This is a genomic window from Variovorax sp. CF079 (genome assembly GCF_900101545.1).
In the GTDB taxonomy this organism is placed as follows: Bacteria; Pseudomonadota; Gammaproteobacteria; order Burkholderiales; family Burkholderiaceae_C; genus Variovorax.
Genome location: NZ_FMZU01000071.1, coordinates 1 through 1049, shown reverse-complemented (window position 1 = coordinate 1049; position 1049 = coordinate 1). Strand labels below are relative to the sequence as shown.

General features: G+C 65.5%; 1 protein-coding gene. It reads right to left on the bottom strand.

Annotation, left to right across the window (positions count from 1 at the left end):
- Window positions 1-1049 (bottom strand): ABC transporter substrate-binding protein (locus BLS74_RS33590; protein WP_093112364.1); only part of this gene is annotated, 1049 nt, incomplete at both ends.

Sequence of the window (1049 nt, the reverse complement as noted above, 5' to 3'; positions counted from 1 at the left end):
TCGAACTCCACGTTGTAGAGCTGTCCGTCCTTCTTCTCGACCTTGCGCAGATACACGTCCTGCACGATGTCGCGCGTCTGCGCATCGATCAGCACCTGGCCGCGCGGGCTCTCGAAGATCTGGCCCTTCATCGCGGCGAGCAGCGCATCGCCGCCGCCCTGGCCCTTGGTGGTCTTGAGCGCCTCGTAGATCACGCGCATGCCGTCATAGCCGCCCATGGCCATGAAGTTGGGACGCATGTTCTTGTTGGCCTTCTGGAAGGCCTCGACGTACTTCTTGTTGAGCGCCGAGGGGTGCGCGGCCGAATAATGGTGCGTGGTGACCACGCCCAGCGCGCCCTCGCCCATGTCGTTGAGCTGGTCGTCGTCGGTCACGTCGCCGGTGGCGATCATCTTGATGCCGGCCTTGTCCATGCCGCGCTCGATGAACTGCTTCATCACCGCCGCGCCGGCACCCGAGGGCACGAAGACGAAGAGCGCGTCGGGCTTGGCATCGCGCACCTTCTGCAGGAAAGGCGCGAAGTCGGGGTTGCGCAGCGGCACGCGCAGCGAATCGATCACCTTGCCGCCGTTGAGCTGGAAGCGCTCCTTGAAGTACTTCTCGGCGTCGTTGCCCGGGCCGTAGTCGGTGACCAGCGTGACGACCGACTTGATGCCGTTCTTCGGTGCCCAGTCGCCCATCGCGACCGAGACCTGCGGCAGCGTGAAGCTGGTGCGCACGATGTAGGGCGAGGCCTCGGTGATGCTCGAGGTGGCCGCCGCCATCACCACCATCGGCGTCTTCGACTGGGTCGCGATGGGCGCGGTGGCCATGGCCGAGGGCGTGATGCCGAAGCCGGCCAGCACGTTGACCTTGTCGTTCACCACCAGTTCCTGCGCGAGGCGCTTGGTCACGTCGGGAAGGCTGGTGTCGTCCTTGACGATCAGCTCGATCTTCTTGCCCGCCACTGTGTCGCCGTTTTGCGCCATGTAGAGCCGGGCCGCGGCCTCGATCTGGCGGCCGGTGGTGGCCTGCTGGCCCGTCATCGGCAGCACCAGGCCGATCTTGAA